Raw genomic sequence first — 20,426 nt, 5'->3', positions numbered from 1 at the left:
GGGGCGGAGATAATGGCAAAAGAGATTACTTTAATTAAAAAGAAGATTGTAACAGAAGAAGAAAAAAAACAGCAAGTAACAGATGAGTTGTTAAATGATCTAGCTGAAAATAGAGAAGCAGTAGAAGAGACGATGCAGCTATTAGCGCAGTTGCAAAAAGCTGGAATTTTAGATGCAGCAATTAGTTTACTTGCTGCAAAAGAAGATGTTTCCAAAATAGCTGTTGAACAATTGAATCGTGAACCAGTAAAAAATGCATTAAACAATATGATGGGGGCAGGAGAGGCATTATCTTCAGTGGACCCAGAAATAACGAAACAAATAACATCTAGTTTAGTCACTGGATTACAATTTGCAACAGAGGAATTAAATAGTGGTAAAAAAACAAAAGTGATGGATTTCTTTAAAGTGTTAAAAGATCCAGATATCAATAGAGCAATTACATTCGGTTTTAGCTTCTTGAAAGCATTTGGTCAAGGGTTAGAGAAAAAATAGAGTAAATGAAAAAGTGATGGCAAGTAGCCATCACTTTTTCATTGTATGTATAAGAGTGTTCATGTTAAGCGGAATATATTATTATTAAAAAGATGGGTTGGAAATGGAAATATGGAATCCATCTCAAATATCGTTTTAGAATGTGGAGGAATATATGCAACACCGTAAAAGACTATCTATACCAGGGGTAATGGGACATTCCTTTCAAACAGTTAGATTTGCTTTTTGGAATGTATTAACCTTTCAACTTGCTTATAAATTATTAGCAGCGGTTGTATTTGTCCCGCTATTTGGGATCATTTTTAATAAGTTATTGTATTTTGGTGGTTATGCAAATGCGACGAATGATGAATTATTAGCGTTTTTAAAGACACCATACGGCATTTTGGCAATCGTAATTTTATCATTGTTAGCACTGTTTCTTATCTTTACGGAATTTGCGGTGCTTATTATCATTTCGTACTTCGCTCATAAAAGACAAAAGGTGAAATTACGTCCGATTTTATATAAAACCGTAACGTATTTACCTACTCTTTTCACATATTGCTTACCAGGATTTATTTTATATGCTGTCGTATTGTTACCTCTTTTAAATCTTGGATATGAAACGGCATTAATTCCGCAAATTCAAATTCCTAACTTTATTACAGGAGAACTGTTTAAGACAACGATGGGACAAGTTGGTTATTACACGTTCTTTGCTGTAGTTGCGTATTTGAACCTTCGCTGGATTTTTGTTCTACCTATTGTTGTTTTAGAGCAAAAGCCGTTTCGCACAGCAGCACGTAAAAGTGCAACGTTAGTAAAAGAAAGTTTTTTTAAAGTACTATTCTTTTTAGTAGGATTTTTTATTTCAATAGGGATTGTGTACGGTGTATTTTTTGGAATGTATTTATTGTGTCTATGGGGCATGTATGAATTTACAAATCCACAGGGAACATTTGCATTATTAGCAGAATCAACAATGTCTGTATTTTTAACGAGTACATTGTATTTATTTAGTTTTATCGTGACGCCATTTTATATTATGGCAATAACACGATTGTATTTACAAAAGGTTCCGGTTGAAGATGTTTTATTAGAAGAAGGATTAGATTATTCGAAAACAAAAGCAGATAAATGTTTCTTCCAAAAACATCGTTGGAAATTTATTGGTGTATATATTGTAGGAATTATTACTGCCGGAATGGTCGTTGCCTTCATTGTAACGTTTATTTCAAATTCATATAAAGAACCAATTATTATGGCTCACCGTGGTTATATTTCAAAAGGTGTAGAGAATACGAAAGAAGCTCTGCAGGGGGCTATTGATGCCAAAGCAGACTACGCTGAAATTGATGTACTGCAAACAAAAGACGGTGAACTAGCAGTTATACATGATTTGAAGCTAAAACGTCTTGCGAATGCTAATGTTCACGTGTCAGATTTAACGATGGAGGAGTTAAGACAGCTTACCCTTAGTCAAGATGGGTTTTCAGGACAAATAAGTACACTTGATGAGATCATTAAGCTGGCAAAAGGAAAAATCAAACTTAATATTGAAGTGAAGCTCCATGGTGGCGAAAAAGATTTCGTAAACAAAGTATTAAAAGCGATTAAAGATAATGAATTTGAGAAGCAATGTGTCATTCAAACGTTACACTATCCGCTTATTAAAGAGTTTAAACGTGCAAATCCAAATATAAAAGTAGGATATATACTGTATGCGAGTAGAGCTGACTTAAAGAATGTGAAGGCTGATTTTTATGTAGCAGAAGAATACATGTTAAATAAGAAATTAGTAAAAGAAGCAAGGAAGATAAACAAGCCAATTTACGTATGGACAGTAAATGATATGGAAAGTTTAAAGGCATATTATAAGTTAAACGTGGATGGTATCATTACCGATTATCCTGAAGACGCACGTGAAACAATTAAGATGTTAAAAGAGCAAGAAGATCGTGAAAGTGATATGTTTGATAAAATTACCGAGACGACAGAAGATCTATTTTCAAAGTTATTTATGATCTATCCAGCTGCTGGCTAAATGCTAGTAGCTGTTTTTTTATGGAAAGAATATATTTCTAAAGTATTGTACAAAGTAATAAGTGTATATGTATACGTAACTACTTAGTTTTTTTGCATTGTTACATTATTGTCAAATAATAAATAATTACTATGCGTTTTGAATGGATATAATGTAAATAGAGTGATAGATAATGAGATAGTACAAACAACCCAATAGAATCAATGTTTCGTATATTTACACTATTCTAAATATATAAACTTTAAAAAAATAGTATGTTAGCGTTTTCATAATTTTTAAGTTATGCTAGAATAAGGACATAAGTTATTAATTATTACAAAAAGAAAAAAGACTTTCTTTTTTCTGTTAATTATAAGGGGGCATTTCATTATGCGTATTGGGGTACCAGCAGAAATTAAAAACAACGAAAACCGTGTGGCAATGACACCAGCAGGTGTTGTACATTTAGTTCGTAACAATCACGAAGTATTCATTCAAAAGGATGCAGGTGTAGGATCTGGTTTCACAGATGCTCAGTATGTTGAAGCGGGAGCAAAAATTGTTGATACAGCTGAAGAAGCTTGGAACATGGAAATGGTTATGAAAGTTAAGGAACCAGTTGAAAGCGAATACAAACATTTCAGTGAAGGTTTAATCTTATTCACATACTTACACTTAGCTCCAGAGCCAGAATTAACAAAAGCGTTAATTGAAAAGAAAGTTGTTGCTATCGCATATGAAACAGTACAATTAGAAAACCGTTCATTACCATTACTTGCACCTATGAGTGAAGTAGCTGGTCGTATGGCTGCACAAATCGGTGCGCAATTCCTTGAGAAAAACAAAGGCGGTAAAGGTATCTTACTTGCAGGTGTTCCAGGAGTTAAACGTGGTAAAGTAACAATTATCGGTGGTGGACAAGCTGGTACAAATGCTGCTAAAATTGCAGTTGGACTAGGTGCGGATGTAACAATCATCGACTTAAGTGCAGAACGTCTTCGTCAATTAGATGACATTTTCGGAAACCAAGTAAAAACTTTAATGTCTAATCCTTACAATATTGCAGAAGCTGTAAAAGAATCTGATCTTGTAATCGGTGCAGTATTAATCCCAGGTGCAAAAGCGCCAAAACTTGTAACAGAAGAAATGATTAAATCAATGGAACAAGGTTCTGTTGTTGTAGATATCGCGATTGACCAAGGTGGTATTTTCGAAACAACTGACCGTATTACAACTCATGATAACCCAACTTATGAAAAACACGGCGTTGTTCACTATGCAGTTGCAAATATGCCAGGTGCGGTTCCACGTACATCAACTCTTGCATTAACAAACGTAACAGTACCATATGCAGTACAAATTGCTAACAAAGGCTACAAAGAAGCTTGCCTAGGCAACTCTGCATTATTAAAAGGTATTAACACATTAGAAGGCTATGTAACATTCGAAGCAGTTGCAGAAGCTCACGGTGTAGAGTACAAAGGTGCTAAAGAATTATTAGAAGCAGAAACAGTATCTTGCTAATAGAAGCATTATACAAAACAAAATCGAACAATATATAAAACAACATGATAAGAGCTAAGAGATAATACCTCTTAGCTCTTCTTGGTAAAAGGGGGCATTCATCGTGGCCAACCTATTTAAAAAGAAATCCGTTACGCAATTGTTAGGGGAAAGTAAAAGTAAAACTTTGACGAAAACGCTAGGGGCATTTGACCTAACAATGCTAGGGATTGGTGCGATAATTGGTACAGGAGTTCTAGTATTAACGGGATTAGTAGCAGCAAGAGATGCTGGTCCAGCAGTTATTTTTTCATTCATGATTGCAGCAATTGTTTGTGGATTTGCAGCTTTATGTTATGCAGAGGTTGCATCTGCACTTCCTGTTTCAGGTAGTGTGTACACATATTCATATGCAACAATTGGTGAGTTTGTTGCCCATTTAATGGGGTGGACATTGTTATCCGTATATGTCGTAACGACTGCCGCAGTAGCTGGCGGATGGACAGGTTATTTCAATAATTTAGTGAGTGGATTGGGACTTGAAATTCCAAAAGCGTTGTTAACGATTCCATCGCAAGGTGGTATGGTGAACTTACCCGCAGTTATCGTTACGTTGGTGATAACTTGGTTATTATCACGAGGTACAAAAGAAAGTAAGCGTGTGAATAACATAATGGTATTAATTAAAATTGGTATTGTTGTTTTATTCATTGCAGTTGGTGTATTCTATGTGAAACCAGAAAACTGGATACCATTTGCACCGTACGGCTTAAGTGGAGTCTTTGCCGGAGGAGCAGCAGTATTCTTCGCTTTCCTAGGATTTGATGCATTAGCAACTTCTGCTGAAGAAGTGAAAAATCCACAACGTGATTTGCCGATTGGTATTATTGCTTCATTAGTCATTTGTACAATCATTTATGTTGTAGTTTGTCTCGTTATGACAGGTATGGTTTCTTATAAGGAATTAGATGTACCTGAAGCGATGGCCTATGTATTAGAAGTTGTAGGACAAGATAAAGTGGCTGGTGTAATCGCTATTGGAGCTGTAATTGGTATTATGGCTGTAATTTTCGCATACATCTACGCTACGACACGTGTATTCTTCGCTATGAGCCGTGACGGTTTATTGCCAAAATCTTTTGCGAAAATTGACAAGAAGACAGAAGCACCAACATTTTCAGTTTGGTTAACAGGAATTGGTAGTGCTTTAATTGCCGGATTTATCGATTTAAAAGAATTGTCGAATTTAGCGAATATTGGAGCGTTATTAACATTTGCGATGGTTGGTGTAACTGTCATCATTCTTCGTAAAACGCATCCGAAATTACAACGTGGATTTATGGTACCACTTGTACCAATCTTACCGATTATTTCAGTTGCAAGCTGTCTATTCTTAATGGTAAATCTACCGTTAAAAACATGGATATACTTCGGTGTTTGGTTAGCAATCGGAGTGGTTGTATACTTTGTTTATTCGAAAAAACATAGTCATTTAAAAGACGATGGAAGTTCGCAAGATAGTTTAGAAAAAGCTAATTAAAGGGATATAAAGTTAGTAAGCCTTGTGCGTCTAGGGAGCGCGCAAGGCTTTTTCTTTTGGGGAAATAAAGGAGACCAATGTTATGTTGTCGAATTTTTATGTCGGAATATAAGAAGGGGTGGAAAGATGGAGACGAAAGTTGTCGTTGGAGCAGAGGGATATAATAATAACCCAGGTTGGTTACATACGAATGAAGAAGAATTAAATTTATTAAAAAGAGAAACGTGGCTTAATAAATTTCAGCCTAATTCTTTATCGGTAATTTTAGCTGAACACGTATGGGAGCATTTATCGTATGAAGAAGGTATAGAAGCAGCTAAAATATGCTTTGAGTTTTTACAAGATGATGGTTATATTCGTTGTGCAGTGCCGGATGCATTTTTCCCCAATGAAGAATATCAGCGTGGTGTGCAAGTGGGAGGACCCGGTCCGTTAGATCATCCAGCTGCAAGTCATAAAATTGTACATAACTACAAAACGATTATATCTATGTTTGAAGCAGCAGGTTTTCAAGTAAAGCTTTTAGAATACTGTGATGAGAATGGCCAGTTTCATTATAGTGATTGGGAAGAGAACGGTGGATTTATTTATCGATCGAAACGTTTTGATCATAGAAATCAAGATGGTAAATTAGGATTCGCTTCGTTAATTGTGGATGCAGTGAAAGTTAATAAAGTGAAACTTTAATCAGTGGGGGGCTTCATCCCCCACTGATTATTAGCCCTCGCCAATCGGGCTTTTACGGGCAGTTAATCTCCCACCTAACTTCCTTGTTCCAGCTGCATTTTGAGGTGGGAGTCTTACTGCCCGTTAATGCGGGATAAATAAGAAGGGATGTACGATAGCTTTCGTGCATCCTTTTTGTATGAAGAGCATGATAGATGCGGAGAATATTTATGTGTTTATTTTGAAATGTGAACGAAATTGTCAAAAAAATCTTACGGATTTTATTGACACATATGAACAGACGCTCATATAATAAGAGTATAAGATATATGAATGATTGTTCATATGTTCAATTAAAGAGGTGAGCTATAATGGCTGGAAATAAAATAGAAACGCAACAGGAAGCATGTTCTCAAACGGTAATTCACGAGGAAATCGTGGATCAAGTAAAACAAACAATTCCGACTGATGAAAGTTTAAGTAAAGTAGCAGAATTATTTAAAGTATTAGGTGACCGTACACGTACGAGAATATTACATGCATTATTTGAAGCTGAAATGTGTGTTTGTGATTTAGCTTATTTATTAGGAATGACGCAATCTTCAATCTCACATCAGCTTCGTGTATTAAAGCAAGCAAAGCTTGTAAAGAACCGTAAAGAAGGAAAGGTAGTTTATTACTCATTAGCTGATCAACACGTAATTCATATCTTCGAGCAAGCGTTTGAACACGTAAACGAGGAAGAATAAAAAAGCGAGGAGGGAGAACGATGGCAGAAGCATTAGTGAAAAAAAAACTTATGCTAGAAGGTTTAGATTGTGCAAATTGTGCAATGAAAATTGAAAAAGGTGTTGGGAATATAGAAGGGGTAACATCTTGTTCCGTAAACTTTGCAACAAAAACGATGCTTTTAGAAACACCGCAAAATAAAGAAAATCAAGTTGTTACGGAAGCGAAGCAACTTGTTACAAAATTAGAGCCACATATTAAAGTGCAAGAAGAGCAAAAAACAAAATCAGTAAAAGAAGTATTTGTATTAGAAGGCTTAGACTGTGCAAATTGTGCAATGAAGATTGAAAATAAGGTAAAGGAAATGCCAACAATTTCAGAAGCGACTGTTGATTTCGTATCAAAGAAATTACGAGTAGAAGTTGCAAATAAACGAGAACTTGAATCGACTGTACAAAATATAAAAAATGTTGTTCAAAAGTTAGAGCCTGATGTAAAAGTTGTTCGTGAAGAGGAAAAAGGACACGACCATGATCATGGTGATGGAAATGTGAAAAAGATGATAGGAAGATTAGTAGTCGGTGGAATTTTGACAGGAATTGCTGCGTTAGCCGGATTACCGCAAATGATAACAATTCCATTATTCGTCCTTGCCTATTTATTAATAGGTGGAGATATCGTTTGGAGAGCGGTAAGAAACATAACTCGCGGCCAAGTGTTCGATGAAAACTTTTTAATGGCAATTGCAACTTTAGGAGCTTTCGCGATTCAACAATATCCAGAAGCGGTAGCAGTTATGCTATTTTACCAAGTAGGGGAACTCTTCCAAAGTATTGCAGTAAATCGTTCTCGAAAATCAATTACGTCATTAATGGATATTCGTCCTGACTATGCGAATGTGAAAGTTGGAAACGAAACGAAACAAGTATCACCAGAAGATGTGCAAATTGGTGAGTATATTATCGTAAAACCAGGTGAAAAAGTACCGTTAGACGGGAAAGTAGTTGAGGGAACATCAATGATGGATACTTCAGCGTTAACAGGTGAGTCTGTACCGAGGGAAGTAGAAGTTGGTAATGACGTATTAAGTGGTTTTGTAAACCAAAATGGTGTATTAATTGTCGAAGTTACAAAAGAGTTCGGTGAATCCACTGTATCGAAAATTTTAGACTTAGTACAAAATGCAAGTAGCAAAAAAGCGCCAACAGAAAACTTTATTACAAAGTTTGCACGTTATTATACTCCTGTTGTAGTTATAACAGCAGCAATAATGGCATTTATTCCACCACTTATTTTAGAGGGTGCTACATTCTCCGATTGGATTTATAGAGCTTTAGTGTTCTTAGTAATCTCTTGTCCATGTGCGCTCGTTGTATCGATTCCTCTTGGATTCTTTGGCGGTATTGGTGGGGCATCTAAAAGTGGTATTTTAGTAAAAGGAAGTAACTATTTAGAAGCATTGAATGATGTGAAATATATCGTTTTTGATAAAACAGGAACATTAACAAAAGGTGTCTTTAAAGGTACGAAGATGGAGCCTAGTGAAGGTATCACAGCTGAAGAGCTATTAGAATATGCAGCATTTGCAGAAGTATATTCAAATCATCCGATTGCACAATCTATTCGAAATGCATATGGAAAATCAATCGATGAAAATGCTATTGAAGACTATAGTGAAATTTCTGGTCATGGTACGGTTGTAAAAGTACAAGGAAAAGAAATTTTCGCAGGTAATGCTAAATTAATGAGCAAAGAAAACATTACATTTAAGCAACCAAATACAGTAGGTACACTAGTTCATGTTGCTGTAGATGGTAAATATGCAGGTTATATTGTTATCTCTGATGAGGTAAAAGAGGATTCAAAACAAGCAATTCAAAAGTTAAAAGAACTAGGTATTAAGAAGACAGTCATGTTAACTGGTGATGCAAAATCAGTCGGGGAAGCTGTTGGTAAAGAATTAGGTTTAGATGAAGTTCATGCCGAATTATTACCACACCAAAAAGTAGAAGAAATCGAAAAAATTGATGCAGCAAAACGCGGTAAAGAAAAGATTGCATTCGTCGGTGATGGTATTAATGATACGCCAGTACTAGCAAGGGCAGACGTTGGTATTGCGATGGGCGGCTTAGGGTCAGATGCAGCAATTGAAGCTGCTGACATCGTTATTATGACTGATGAGCCTTCAAAAATTGTGACAGCAGTAAAAATTGCAAAACGTACACGTAGCATCGTATGGCAAAATATTATATTTGCATTAGGGGTAAAAGGGTTAGTGTTATTACTCGGCGCCTTTGGTATTGCAACAATGTGGGAAGCAGTCTTCTCAGATGTTGGTGTGACGTTACTTGCAGTATTAAATGCAATGCGTGTACTAAGAGTAAAAGATTTATAAAAAAGAGGACGCAATTGCGTCCTCTTTTTTATTGGTTATTTTGTTGAAATGGACTCAAGAAAATAATATCAAATATTATTTTGTTTTTGAACAATGTAATATATAAATTTGCAAAATAATAATATTCTTCTTATTATTTCAATATATTTTTTACAAATATCCATATAGTATTGAAAAATGGAGAAGTGGGGGAGGGACAAAACCCACTGATTAAAGCTTCACTTTATTTTTGTATGTTTTTTTCAACCTGTTCTCGAACAGTTTGAATATAATTCATTTTATGATCCCAACATTCTTGGCTTAAATCGACAGGGTACTCTTCAGGGTTTAAAGTTCGCATATACTCTTCCCAAAATAGTGAGAGGCTGCGTTCATTATACTTTTGAATATCTAATATATTAGGTAATTCATACGCTCTTTTACCGTTAATGAAAATATCTTGATGCAGTTCGCGTGCTTCAAAGCTTGTTACGAATTTACTTATATATGTATGAACTGGATGAAACATTTTTAAACGCTCTTCTTTTCCGGGTTCTTCTGACTCTAAAGCAATATAATCGCCCTCTGCATGATCGTTAACACGGTTAATAATACGATAAATTCGTTTAAGCCCTGGAGTTGTAATCTTTTCAGGGTTAGATGAAATTTTAATCGTGTCATTTAATTTCCCGTCAGTATCTTCAATCGCAACTAGTTTGTAAACAGCCCCTAATGCTGGCTGCTCAAAGGATGTAATCAGCTTTGTACCAACACCCCATACATCAATTTTTGCCCCTTGAGATTTCAAGTGCATAATCGTATATTCATCTAAATCGCTAGAAGCGATAATTTTTGTGTTTGTAAATCCAGCTGCATCAAGTTGTTTTCTGGCCTCCTTTGATAAATATGCCATATCACCACTATCAAGGCGAATGCCATAAAAATCGATACGATCCCCGAACTCTTTTGCAACACGAATCGCATTTGGAACACCAGATTTTAATGTGTCGTATGTATCGACAAGAAATACACATTTTTTATGTGTTTCAGCATATTTTTTAAATGCAACATATTCATCGCGATATGCTTGAACGAAAGAATGGGCATGTGTGCCAGCTACAGGGATGCCAAATCGTTTCCCTGCGCGAACGTTACTTGTAGATGAAAAACCACCAATAAAGGCAGCTCGTGTTCCCCAAAGGGCAGCATCAAACTCATGAGCGCGTCTTGTACCGAACTCTAAAAGCTCATCATTATTTGCAGCGTGCTTCATACGTGCAGCTTTTGTAGCAATTAATGTTTGGTAATTTACAATATTTAAGAGGGCAGTTTCAATTATTTGTGCCTCGCCAAGCGGTGCATCAACACGTAATAATGGTTCGTTATTAAAAACAACTTCGCCTTCTTGCATACTACGAATCGTGCCAGTAAATTTCATGTTTTGTAAATAATGAAGGAAGTCTTCTTCAAATTGCAGCTCTGCTAAATAAGCGATGTCACTTTCGGTAAAGCTGAAATTTTCTATGTACTCTACAATTTTTTCAAGACCAGCAAAAACAGCATAGCCGTTTTCGAATGGAAGCTTTCGAAAGTATAGATCAAAAACAGAACGGCGAGTATGAATACCATCTTTCCAATATGTATAAGCCATGTTGATTTGATATAAATCTGTATGTAAGGCGTAACTATCGTCTTTATAATGATTCATTGCGAAAACACCTCCGTAATTTGGTTATAGTATACCAATTTTTCCCCTTTCGTAGCAAAGAAGTAATAGGGGATTGAAGTCAAGAGAGAAAAAAATGAAATAATGCATATTTTTTAGAAAATTTACATTTATCAATTTATATTTCTCTAGATTTTATGTATTATTAGAGTAGTGGGGGTAATGAGAATGGAGGAGGACAATGCAACAAACATTAGAAAAAATAGGCAAGCAAGTTTTTTATAAACGGCTACAGCAAAAAATGACACAAGAAGAATTATGTCAGGGCATTTGTTCTGTCTCATACTTAAGTAAGATCGAAAATGGAAAGATTGAAGCATCAGAAGAAATTCTACAATTGCTCTGCACAAGACTAGAAATTGCTGTGACGGATTTGAGAGATGTAGAAGAAGATGTGAAAGTGAAGTTGGACGAGTGGTTGAATGCATTAGTTCATTTGGACAAGCAACAAGTAGAGCGCATATACGAAGAGTTGCAAGGTGAAATGAAGCATGTGTTGGATTTTGAAATTATAAATTATTATAAACTGCTGTATACACGTTATTTAATTATGAAAAGGGATTTTCCTGCTGTTGAAGAAGAATTGGATAGATTGAAAAAAGTGTACAAGAAGTACTCACCTTTTCAGAAGATGTTGTATACGTATAGTAAAGCTCTATTACTTAGTTTGCAATATAAGCATAAAGAAAGTTTGAAGTATTTAATTGAGACAGAAGAAATGGCTAAGGAGCAAGGGTATTATGAAACGGGGATATATTATAACTTGAGTCTAGCGTATAGTCATCTAAATATCCCACATTTAGCTATGCATTTTGCTCATATTGCTATGGAAGGATTCCGTAGTGAATATAAATTCCGTTATGTAATAAATTGCCAAACGATTATTGCTTTAAGTTATGTAGAAAAAGCGCAATATGAAGAAGCTTTAAAGATTTATGAAAGTATATTGCGAGAAGTAGATTCTTTTGCGGAAAAAGACATGATGAAAGCTATGACTTTAAATAATATGGGAGAATTATATCATTATAAAAATGAGCATGATAAATCAAAGAACTATTTTCTCCAAAGTTTTGAATTACAGCAGACAGTCAATATGAATTATATTGAAACGATTTATGGGCTCGCTAAACAATGCATTCATCTTAAGCGTTATGAAGAGGCGCAGGAATGGATAGAAAAAGGAATTGATTGCTCACGTAGTGATGAAAAATATAATAAAATGATTTATTCGTTTTTTATATTTAAGTATAAATATTTTGGTGAACCTCAAGAATTTAAGAGATTCTTAGAGAATGAGGCTATTCCGTTCTTTAAGAGTGTAGGTAGTATGAAAGAATTGAAAAATGCTTATTTAGAATTAGCTATGTATTTGGAAAATGAATTTAAGTATGAAGAAAGTAATAGATATTATAAAGAAGCTATTAAAGTTTTAGAAGAAAAGGAGGAATTGAATTGAAAAGCCGTATGTATGGTGTGGTAGGAATGAGTATAGTGGCAATTTTGTCTTTTGGGGTTAACTATTCTAATCCAGATATCTATGGAGTAAAATCCTTGAAAGAAGGATCAGTAAATTACTCTAATCCAGATATTTATGGATTGAACTCTTTACAAGAAGGAAGTATACAATATTCTAATCCAGATATTTATGGTTTTAATTTTTCGGAAAAAAGCGACATAAATTATTCTAATCCAGATATTTATGGTTAAGAAAATATTGAAAAACCCCTTTCCAATCGGAAAGGGGTTTTTCAATATTTGTTCCTCAAAATTCTACAAAACTTGAGAAATTAATTATTTGAATTTTTAGTATATTAATAGTGGAAACATAATGCTAATATAAAATTACTCTTTTTCAAAAATTTTTTATTAGGGGGAAGGTTATATGAAAAGGAAGAGTTTAGCGTTAGTGTTAGCGACAGGAATGGCAGTTACAACGTTTGGAGGGACAGGCTCTGCGTTTGCGGATTCTAAAAATGTACTCTCTACGAAGAAGTACAATGAGACGGTGCAGTCACCTGAATTTATTTCTGGTGATCTAACTGGAGCAACTGGCAAGAAAGCGGAATCTGTTGTGTTTGATTACTTAAACGCGGCAAAAGGTGATTATAAGCTAGGGGAAAAGAGTGCGCAAGATTCTTTCAAAGTGAAACAAGTGAAGAAAGATGCAGTAACTGATTCAACGGTAGTGCGTATGCAACAAGTTTACGAGGGAGTGCCTGTATGGGGTTCTACTCAAGTAGCTCACGTAAGTAAAGATGGTTCTTTAAAAGTATTGTCTGGAACAGTTGCGCCTGATTTAGACAAAAAGGAAAAGTTGAAAAATAAAAATAAGATTGAAGGCGCAAAAGCGATTGAAATCGCGCAGCAAGATTTAGGAGTAACGCCGAAGTATGAAGTAGAACCAAAGGCGGACTTATATGTATATCAAAATGGTGAAGATACAACATACGCATACGTTGTGAATTTAAACTTCTTAGACCCGAGCCCAGGAAACTACTACTATTTCATTGAGGCAGAAAGCGGTAAAGTGTTAAATAAGTTTAATACAATCGATCATGTGACGAATGATGATAAGTCTCCAGTTAAACAAGAGGTTCCTAAGCAGGATGCAAAAGCAGTTGTAAAGCCTGTAACAGGAACAAATAAAGTAGGGACTGGTAAAGGTGTATTAGGAGATACGAAGTCGCTTAATACAACATTATCTGGATCATCTTACTATTTACAAGATAATACACGCGGGGCAACGATTTTCACATATGATGCGAAAAACCGTTCAACATTACCAGGAACATTATGGGCAGATGCAGATAATGTTTTCAATGCAGCGTATGATGCAGCAGCGGTAGATGCTCATTACTATGCAGGTAAAACATATGATTACTATAAAGCTACATTTAATAGAAATTCTATTAATGATGCAGGAGCGCCGTTAAAATCAACAGTTCATTACGGAAGTAATTATAATAATGCATTCTGGAACGGATCACAAATGGTATACGGAGATGGTGATGGTGTAACGTTTACTTCATTATCTGGTGGAATTGATGTAATTGGTCATGAATTAACGCATGCGGTTACGGAAAATAGCTCGAATTTAATTTATCAAAATGAATCAGGAGCATTAAATGAAGCAATTTCTGATATTTTTGGTACTTTAGTAGAGTTCTATGATAACCGTAATCCAGATTGGGAGATTGGTGAAGATATTTACACGCCTGGTAAAGCAGGAGACGCGCTTCGCTCTATGAGTGATCCAACGAAATATGGTGATCCAGACCATTATTCTAAGCGTTACACTGGTTCAAGTGATAACGGTGGAGTTCATACGAACAGTGGTATCATTAACAAACAAGCTTATTTATTAGCAAATGGTGGTACGCATTCTGGTGTAACTGTAACTGGTATCGGTAAAGATAAATTAGGTGCGATTTACTACCGTGCAAATACACAGTATTTCACGCAATCTACTACATTTAGTCAAGCACGTGCTGGTGCAGTACAAGCTGCAGCTGATTTATATGGTGCTAGCTCTGCAGAAGTAGCAGCAGTTAAGCAATCATTTAGTGCTGTTGGTGTAAACTAAGGCTTTAAGGGATAGTTATTAATAAAATACCTCAAAAATAAAGAAGGAGCCTATGCTCCTTCTTTATTTTTTTCTCCATTTTTTCCACAAATAAAATAATCCAACACAACCTGCGATTGTAATAATCCATTTCGCTTCATTTGTTCCGTTAATGACATGATATGCAGAATATACTTCAATCAATAAAGCCGGTATTTTCCCTATTGTGCTGGCAATACTGAAAGAGAGTAATGACATTTTGCCTAGAGCTGCAAATAAAGTAACGATACTGGACGGAATGAAAGGAATAAAACGAAAAGATAGGACTAGTAGAAATGCCTCTCTGCCTTCTACGTAAAGAAGGCGTTCTACCTTTGGATACGTATTTACTTTATCGTGAGTGAACTTTTGAAGGCCTATACGATAAATATAAAACGAGATAATAGCCCCTAATGCCTCACCTGCGATCGAAATGATTGTGCCATTTGTTACACCGAAGAGCTGTATATTAATGGCGGTCAAAAAAATACTAGGGATAAAACCTAAAAGACTGATGATGATGTTGATTGAGATACTAAGTGGAATTGCGATTGAATAATAGTCTGTTAAGAAGTTTTGAATTGTTTCAGCCATTCTTTAAAATCCTTTATCTTTTTTTGCATTACACCATATTTACATTGTATAGGCAAGTGCAAATTTACATAATGTAGAAAACAGTTGATAGAAAGGGAATTGTATACCTTATATAGGTATTGGGTATATGAAAGTAGGGGTATATTTAGTTTGTTTAAAAAACACTCCATAAATCCTGTATTTAAAGGGTTTATGGAGTGTTTCGATTGGTGTTTTTATCTGGGAAATAATTATAAAAACATGGGGGTATATTTTAAAAAGGGCGAAAAACAGTGATTTGATGAAAGGGGGGTGGAAAATATAGCAAAATGAATGAGGATTTTAAAACTGTATACATTTTTTCTTTGTGAAATTGACTTTTAGTGGAGTTACGATAATAATCATGGAAGAGGTGATACGATGAAACGATTAAGTAGTCTTTTCTTGAGTAGTTTATTGGCACTAATGCTGATTTTAAGTGGATGTGCAGGAAAAGAACAAAAAACAGAAAAACCAAAAGAGGATCATTCTACATCAGTAGAAAAAATTAGTGATAATATTTTAGATGAAATGGAAGGGCCACCTAAAAATGGTCATACGATTGAAAGGCATGTAGGCAAATCAGAAGAGGATTTGAAGAATCGTTTGAAGACAGATAAAGTTTCAGCGGCAAGTACATACTATGATAAGGAAACAGCGACAAAGGCTGTGAAAGATAGTTTAAAACAACATGATAAAGAAATTCAGGATTGGTTGAAAAACTCTAAAGAGGCTCGTCTTGTATTGAATACAACTCATTCATTCCCAGTTGGAAAAACAGTAATAAAGAAAAATATGATTGTAAAAGACAAACTAGTAAAGACTGTTACTGTTTTAGCGAGAGATAAATCAGGAAATCTAGGATTTAAGATTATTACTTCTTATCCATCAGATAAATAAAGGGGGGAGTATATATGTATCCAACATTACAATACTTTCTTAAATCATACTGTACGTTAAGTATTCATGAGGATGAAATAGTAAGCGTGATGGAAGAGTTTATAGAGCAAGAGGACGAAGAGATTGTTTTGAAATTACGCGATGAATTAGTAAATATGAAGAAAAAGAATGCGTGGGAAGAAGCGTGCGTATTAGCTGCGAAGCAAGGCAATCGTGTGTGGTCTTTAGAAGAAACGAAAGATCATTTGGAAAATTTTTTACTATTATTGCAAAAGAAAAAGGCGTGAGTAGATCACGCCTTTTTGTATACGCTTTTTGAAATTTGTCCGTTTGATATTATCTCATTGTTTTGGGGCACTTTTATATACGCTTTTTGAAATTTGTCCATTTGAGAGTACTTCACCGTTTTGTGTTACTTTTTTATACGTAACCGCTGTTATTTTATCACCAGTATTACTAATTACTTGAGAAGAAACTTCAACATTTTTACCAGTATTTGTACCGAAAATACGTGTAGTAATACTACCGCCATTTGAAAATGCTTGAATGTAAATATGCTTACCTGTATTGTTTTTAAATTTTAAATCCGGACCATAATCTGCCACTGCTGCATCCTGCCCAAGTGGTAAATAATTTACGGGCATAGAATGATTGCTTCGAGAAACAATTCCTAAATCTGCCCTTAAAGCTGCGCTGTATAAAGTACTACTTACTTGGCAAACGCCTCCGCCTGCACTTTGTATAACTTTACCTTGTGAATATACTGCTGCGGATTTATAACCATGTGCAGCATCAGTTACGCCAACACGGCCATTAAAACTAAACGTTTCATCAGGTGCTACAATAACTCCACTTAACGTATTAGCTGACTTATTTACGTTATAGGATTGATTTCCATTACGGCCAGCCATTGGGGTAGAATATTCAGCAATCACTTCTTTAATCCCCATTTGTTGTATATCTTCTGTAGAACGTTCAGGTTTTATTAGTGTAACTGGTAATACAACATCGGGTGTGCCAGAAGTAATAGCTGCGCTTGTTAAATCGGTTAATTTTCCTTTATCAATTTTTTCTCCATTTTGACTTTGGCTAATATTTACTGTAGAGCCTTCAACACTTAATTCGGCGTTGACAGGATTTTTTAATGTTTCATTATATTTATCCTTTATAAAGGTTTCATAAGTTGTTGTATTTAATTGTGGTGTTAATTTATAGTCACGTTTTACTTCACCGTTTTCAGCTTGCTTACGCATGTTGTAACGATTCATTACGTTCCCTTCTTGTTCTTTAAAGATATTGTCGACAATATCCTTCTCTTTATAATCTACTCCTAAATCTTTCCACGTGTAATTTTGCTTATCATTTTGGAATACGTAGTTAAGAGGTTTTTGATTTAATTCATTCACCTTTTGATTAACAAGGGCTTGAATATCTGCTTTATTTTTTCCATCAAGAGAAATACCTTCAAATGTAGTGTTTGGTAGTGCAGTTGTATTTAGTTGATTATTTAATTTGGATACATATTGATATCCACCAATACCACCAACACAAAGTAATATGCCACCAGCAATAGCGGAACCAATCAGTATTTTGCTTAGCTTCATTTATTTCCCCCCAGAAAAATTTGTATAAATATATGTATTACATTTTTTGTATAAAAATGATGAAAATAACATTATGTACGTCCTAGTATACTATTATTTTCACTACGTGTGTAATGTTTTCATAAAAAACGTTACACTGCTGTAATAATTGTCTCTTTTTGTCACAATATGCATGAGAAATATGTTGAAAATTATAATAAAAAGGCTGCNNGCAGCCTTTTTATTATAATTTTTTATGCTCATTTTTATTCGTAACACCGAGATGTTCTTGAAGTGTTGTCGATATATCATTAACACTCTTTTCGTTTGGAACGTAATAATAAATACCACCTATATATTTATCAGTACCTTCCACTTGCAATTTATCCATTTTTAAATTTGAATCCATTGAATTTTTTGCAATAGTCATCATATCATCAAAAGTTAAATTTGTTTTTAAGTCTGTATCGACAGCATCTAATAGGCTTCCGATTTTATTAATGGAATTGAGAGATAGGGCTTTTTCAGCAATAGCCTCTAAAACAAGTTGTTGTCGTTGACCACGCATATAATCACTATCAATATGACGCGTTCTAGCTAGTGCAAGTGCTTCTTCTCCATTTAAATGTTGACGCCCTTTTTTTAGGTGAATTGCATCTGCTTCGTCGCTACTATTTTGTTCTGTGAACTCAACTGGAACGTCGACAGTTATACCACCTAGAGAATCAACAATCTTGATAAAGGATTTGAAATTAAATTTTACATAGTAATCAACTGGTACATCTAAAAATTTTTCTACTGTATCAATTGTGCTGTCTACACCACCAAATACATGTGCATGTGTAATTTTATCATATTTATCACGTGATTTAATGAAGACGCGTGAATCACGTGGAATGCTGACTAGTTTAACAGATTTATCATTTTTATTAATTGTTGCAAGTAGTAATGCATCTGTACGAGTCGCTTTTCCGTAACCTTTTTCCCTGATATCACTTTCATCAACACCCATGATCAGGACAGAAATATTATCAGTCATAGGTTTAACAGCTTTTTCACGTTTGCTGGATTTATCTCCTCGGCCGAGTTCAGAATAAGCGTTGCTTAAGACGGATTTTGCTTTACTGTATATATGGAAGGAATAGCCTCCTGCTCCCATTGCTACAATAAGTAATGGAATAAGAATGAACCAAAGTAGGCGCTTTTTCTTTGAGCGTCCTTTTTTGGCTCGAGTTTCGTTGTTAATGTCGGATTTCATCATTTTTTCTCCTTTAAAACAATCAAAGTGTATACATCTAGAAGCGTATTAAAACACATAAAAAATATTTTACGCTAAATAAAAGGTATTGTACATGTATAAAAAATAGATGTATTGATTATTTATAAGACATCTATTCGTTATTGTATACAAAAGACAGGGATAAGAAAATGATAAAATTTTACCTAATTAAAGCATAATACTTACAATAATCGCAGATAAAATACTAACAAGAGTAGCGCCGTATAGTAATTTTAGGCCGAAGCGGGCAACAATATTTCCTTGTTCTTCGTTTAACCCTTTTACCGCACCGGAAATAATTCCAATGGAAGAAAAGTTGGCAAAAGAAACGAGGAAGACAGAAATAATACCAACTGTACGGATAGAGAGAGTGCTGGAAATTTTACTAAGATCCATCATTGCTACAAATTCATTTGTTACAAGCTTTGTTGCCATAATGCTACCCGCTGTGACAATTTCAGAACTTGGTACGCCGATAAGAAATGCAATAGGGGCGAATACATAGCCTATTAATTGTTGGAAAGTAATGCCGAATATAATGAGGAATAGGTCATTAATGCAACTCATTAATGCGACGAATCCAATGAGCATAGCACCGACGACAATTGCTACACGAAAACCATCAAGAATGTATTCTCCAAGCATTTCAAAGAAACTTTGTTTTTCCCCTTTTATTACCAAAATGTCTTCATCATCGTTAACGTCGTAAGGGTTAATAATGAGTACGATAATAAAACCACTAAATAAATTGAGAACGAGTGCGGTTACTACATATTTTGGTTCAATCATTGTCATATAGGCACCGACAATGGACATAGATACTGTTGACATAGCAGAGGCGCAAAGTGTATATAGTCGATGTTTTGGAATTTGGGCTAATTGTTTTTTAACCGTAATAAAAACTTCTGATTGGCCGACAATAGCGGAAGCGATGGCGTTGTAAGATTCTAATTTCCCAAGACCGTTTATTTTACTAAGAAAGAAACCAATCCAACGAATAAAGAATGGTAGTATTTTGAAATGTTGTAATATACCAATTAAGACGGAGATAAAGACAATCGGTAATAATACGTTAAGGAAAAATGGCATTTCCCCTTTATTTGCAAGACCGCCAAATACAAAGTTTATACCACTGGCAGCATACTCAAGTAGCCTCGTAAACAGGCTAGAAATTACCGTAATAAGTATGAGACCAATTTCTGTATTTAATAATAAATAGGTTAAAATCAATTGTATAATAAGCATGATGAAAATTGGTTTAAATTTAATATGTTTCTTATTGTTGCTAGCAATATAAGCAAGGAAGAAAACAACGATAAGTCCCACGAAAAAAGTAATAAATTTCATAGTAAGCCCCCTAAAAGAGATATTCTGCTATATATGTTTTTCATTTCAAGGGAGAATATGCATCTT

At 34.8% G+C, this 20,426-nt stretch carries 17 protein-coding genes; 12 read left to right on the top strand and 5 right to left on the bottom strand.

The features are described 5' to 3' along the window. The first annotated feature begins 12 nt into the window (after positions 1–12). The 7 genes from B5P42_RS17455 (at position 13) to B5P42_RS17425 (ending at position 9,333) form a co-directional block, all read left to right on the top strand. Positions 13–495 carry a helical membrane plugin domain-containing protein gene (locus B5P42_RS17455; protein ID WP_002140332.1) on the top strand — a complete coding sequence of 161 codons (483 nt, stop codon included), beginning with the start codon at positions 13–15 and terminating at the stop codon, positions 493–495. Positions 496–649: 154 nt separating this feature from the next. Next, entirely contained in the window at positions 650–2,521 is a 1,872-nt protein-coding gene (locus tag B5P42_RS17450; RefSeq protein ID WP_113734781.1) for a glycerophosphoryl diester phosphodiesterase membrane domain-containing protein, read from the top strand. A gap of 369 nt (positions 2,522–2,890) precedes the next feature. Continuing rightward, positions 2,891–4,024, top strand: a complete 1,134-nt coding sequence (gene ald / locus B5P42_RS17445; RefSeq protein WP_002140333.1) for an alanine dehydrogenase — start codon at positions 2,891–2,893, stop codon at positions 4,022–4,024. Positions 4,025–4,127: 103 nt separating this feature from the next. Then, positions 4,128–5,543 carry an amino acid permease gene (locus B5P42_RS17440; protein ID WP_002125151.1) on the top strand — a complete coding sequence of 472 codons (1,416 nt, stop codon included), beginning with the start codon at positions 4,128–4,130 and terminating at the stop codon, positions 5,541–5,543. 126 nt (positions 5,544–5,669) lie between these two features. Beyond that, a complete protein-coding gene (locus B5P42_RS17435; RefSeq protein ID WP_002140334.1) occupies positions 5,670–6,230 on the top strand; it encodes a class I SAM-dependent methyltransferase in 561 nt (186 codons plus the stop codon). Between the two features lie 350 nt (positions 6,231–6,580). Continuing rightward, entirely contained in the window at positions 6,581–6,958 is a 378-nt protein-coding gene (locus B5P42_RS17430; protein ID WP_002113975.1) for an ArsR/SmtB family transcription factor, read from the top strand. 20 nt (positions 6,959–6,978) lie between these two features. Further along, on the top strand, positions 6,979–9,333 hold the full coding sequence (locus B5P42_RS17425) for a heavy metal translocating P-type ATPase (protein WP_113734780.1): 2,355 nt from the start codon (positions 6,979–6,981) through the stop codon (positions 9,331–9,333). Between the two features lie 223 nt (positions 9,334–9,556). Here B5P42_RS17425 and B5P42_RS17420 read toward each other — a convergent pair whose 3' ends face one another. Continuing rightward, positions 9,557–11,020, bottom strand: coding sequence for a nicotinate phosphoribosyltransferase (locus B5P42_RS17420; protein WP_002010465.1), 1,464 nt, complete (start codon positions 11,018–11,020; stop codon positions 9,557–9,559). A 199-nt stretch (positions 11,021–11,219) separates the two neighbouring features. On the opposite strand from B5P42_RS17420, the gene B5P42_RS17415 reads away from it, so the two are divergent. The 3 genes from B5P42_RS17415 (at position 11,220) to B5P42_RS17405 (ending at position 14,621) form a co-directional block, all read left to right on the top strand. After that, a complete protein-coding gene (locus tag B5P42_RS17415; RefSeq protein WP_060750764.1) occupies positions 11,220–12,494 on the top strand; it encodes a tetratricopeptide repeat protein in 1,275 nt (424 codons plus the stop codon). After that, a complete protein-coding gene (locus B5P42_RS17410; RefSeq protein WP_113734779.1) occupies positions 12,491–12,745 on the top strand; it encodes a Phr family secreted Rap phosphatase inhibitor in 255 nt (84 codons plus the stop codon). Before B5P42_RS17415 ends, B5P42_RS17410 begins: the two co-directional genes overlap by 4 nt. Before the next feature lie 175 nt (positions 12,746–12,920). Next, complete coding sequence (locus B5P42_RS17405; RefSeq protein ID WP_113734778.1) at positions 12,921–14,621, top strand: M4 family metallopeptidase; 1,701 nt, start codon at positions 12,921–12,923, stop codon at positions 14,619–14,621. Between the two features lie 63 nt (positions 14,622–14,684). Here B5P42_RS17405 and B5P42_RS17400 read toward each other — a convergent pair whose 3' ends face one another. Continuing rightward, the gene (locus B5P42_RS17400) at positions 14,685–15,233 is read right to left on the bottom strand and encodes a TVP38/TMEM64 family protein (RefSeq protein ID WP_113734777.1); all 549 of its coding nucleotides are present in this window, start codon (positions 15,231–15,233) and stop codon (positions 14,685–14,687) included. 399 nt (positions 15,234–15,632) lie between these two features. On the opposite strand from B5P42_RS17400, the gene B5P42_RS17395 reads away from it, so the two are divergent. Continuing rightward, positions 15,633–16,151: an RNase A-like domain-containing lipoprotein gene (locus B5P42_RS17395; protein WP_002091018.1), complete on the top strand. Its 519-nt coding sequence runs from the start codon at positions 15,633–15,635 to the stop codon at positions 16,149–16,151. Positions 16,152–16,165: 14 nt separating this feature from the next. Continuing rightward, positions 16,166–16,438 carry a hypothetical protein gene (locus B5P42_RS17390; RefSeq protein ID WP_016097207.1) on the top strand — a complete coding sequence of 91 codons (273 nt, stop codon included), beginning with the start codon at positions 16,166–16,168 and terminating at the stop codon, positions 16,436–16,438. 54 nt (positions 16,439–16,492) lie between these two features. On the opposite strand, the gene B5P42_RS17385 is transcribed toward B5P42_RS17390, so the two are convergent. The 3 genes from B5P42_RS17385 to B5P42_RS17375 all read right to left on the bottom strand — a co-directional run bounded on the left by B5P42_RS17385 (position 16,493) and on the right by B5P42_RS17375 (position 20,360). Continuing rightward, a complete protein-coding gene (locus B5P42_RS17385; RefSeq protein ID WP_113734776.1) occupies positions 16,493–17,755 on the bottom strand; it encodes a VanW family protein in 1,263 nt (420 codons plus the stop codon). A gap of 223 nt (positions 17,756–17,978) precedes the next feature. Beyond that, entirely contained in the window at positions 17,979–18,995 is a 1,017-nt protein-coding gene (locus tag B5P42_RS17380; protein WP_002029713.1) for an LCP family glycopolymer transferase, read from the bottom strand. Between the two features lie 186 nt (positions 18,996–19,181). Continuing rightward, positions 19,182–20,360 carry a NupC/NupG family nucleoside CNT transporter gene (locus B5P42_RS17375; RefSeq protein WP_113734775.1) on the bottom strand — a complete coding sequence of 393 codons (1,179 nt, stop codon included), beginning with the start codon at positions 20,358–20,360 and terminating at the stop codon, positions 19,182–19,184. Positions 20,361–20,426: the final 66 nt, after the last annotated feature.

This window comes from Bacillus sp. SRB_331 (assembly GCF_003264175.1).
GTDB classification, from domain to species: Bacteria; Bacillota; Bacilli; order Bacillales; family Bacillaceae_G; genus Bacillus_A; species Bacillus_A mycoides.
Note: the sequence above shows the minus strand (reverse complement) of the source record. Positions and strands in the feature narration are given on the sequence as shown.

What these genes read in the sequence shown, in the direction of transcription:
- B5P42_RS17455 (WP_002140332.1), top strand. Translation starts at nt 13, where the DNA reads ATGGCAAAAGAGATTACTTTAATTAAAAAGAAGATTGTAACAGAAGAA.
- B5P42_RS17450 (WP_113734781.1), top strand. Translation starts at nt 650, where the DNA reads ATGCAACACCGTAAAAGACTATCTATACCAGGGGTAATGGGACATTCC.
- ald (WP_002140333.1), top strand. Translation starts at nt 2,891, where the DNA reads ATGCGTATTGGGGTACCAGCAGAAATTAAAAACAACGAAAACCGTGTG.
- B5P42_RS17435 (WP_002140334.1), top strand. Translation starts at nt 5,670, where the DNA reads ATGGAGACGAAAGTTGTCGTTGGAGCAGAGGGATATAATAATAACCCA.
- B5P42_RS17430 (WP_002113975.1), top strand. Translation starts at nt 6,581, where the DNA reads ATGGCTGGAAATAAAATAGAAACGCAACAGGAAGCATGTTCTCAAACG.
- B5P42_RS17425 (WP_113734780.1), top strand. Translation starts at nt 6,979, where the DNA reads ATGGCAGAAGCATTAGTGAAAAAAAAACTTATGCTAGAAGGTTTAGAT.
- B5P42_RS17420 (WP_002010465.1), bottom strand. Translation starts at nt 11,020, where the DNA reads ATGAATCATTATAAAGACGATAGTTACGCCTTACATACAGATTTATAT.
- B5P42_RS17415 (WP_060750764.1), top strand. Translation starts at nt 11,220, where the DNA reads ATGCAACAAACATTAGAAAAAATAGGCAAGCAAGTTTTTTATAAACGG.
- B5P42_RS17405 (WP_113734778.1), top strand. Translation starts at nt 12,921, where the DNA reads ATGAAAAGGAAGAGTTTAGCGTTAGTGTTAGCGACAGGAATGGCAGTT.
- B5P42_RS17400 (WP_113734777.1), bottom strand. Translation starts at nt 15,233, where the DNA reads ATGGCTGAAACAATTCAAAACTTCTTAACAGACTATTATTCAATCGCA.
- B5P42_RS17395 (WP_002091018.1), top strand. Translation starts at nt 15,633, where the DNA reads ATGAAACGATTAAGTAGTCTTTTCTTGAGTAGTTTATTGGCACTAATG.
- B5P42_RS17390 (WP_016097207.1), top strand. Translation starts at nt 16,166, where the DNA reads ATGTATCCAACATTACAATACTTTCTTAAATCATACTGTACGTTAAGT.
- B5P42_RS17385 (WP_113734776.1), bottom strand. Translation starts at nt 17,755, where the DNA reads ATGAAGCTAAGCAAAATACTGATTGGTTCCGCTATTGCTGGTGGCATA.
- B5P42_RS17380 (WP_002029713.1), bottom strand. Translation starts at nt 18,995, where the DNA reads ATGATGAAATCCGACATTAACAACGAAACTCGAGCCAAAAAAGGACGC.
- B5P42_RS17375 (WP_113734775.1), bottom strand. Translation starts at nt 20,360, where the DNA reads ATGAAATTTATTACTTTTTTCGTGGGACTTATCGTTGTTTTCTTCCTT.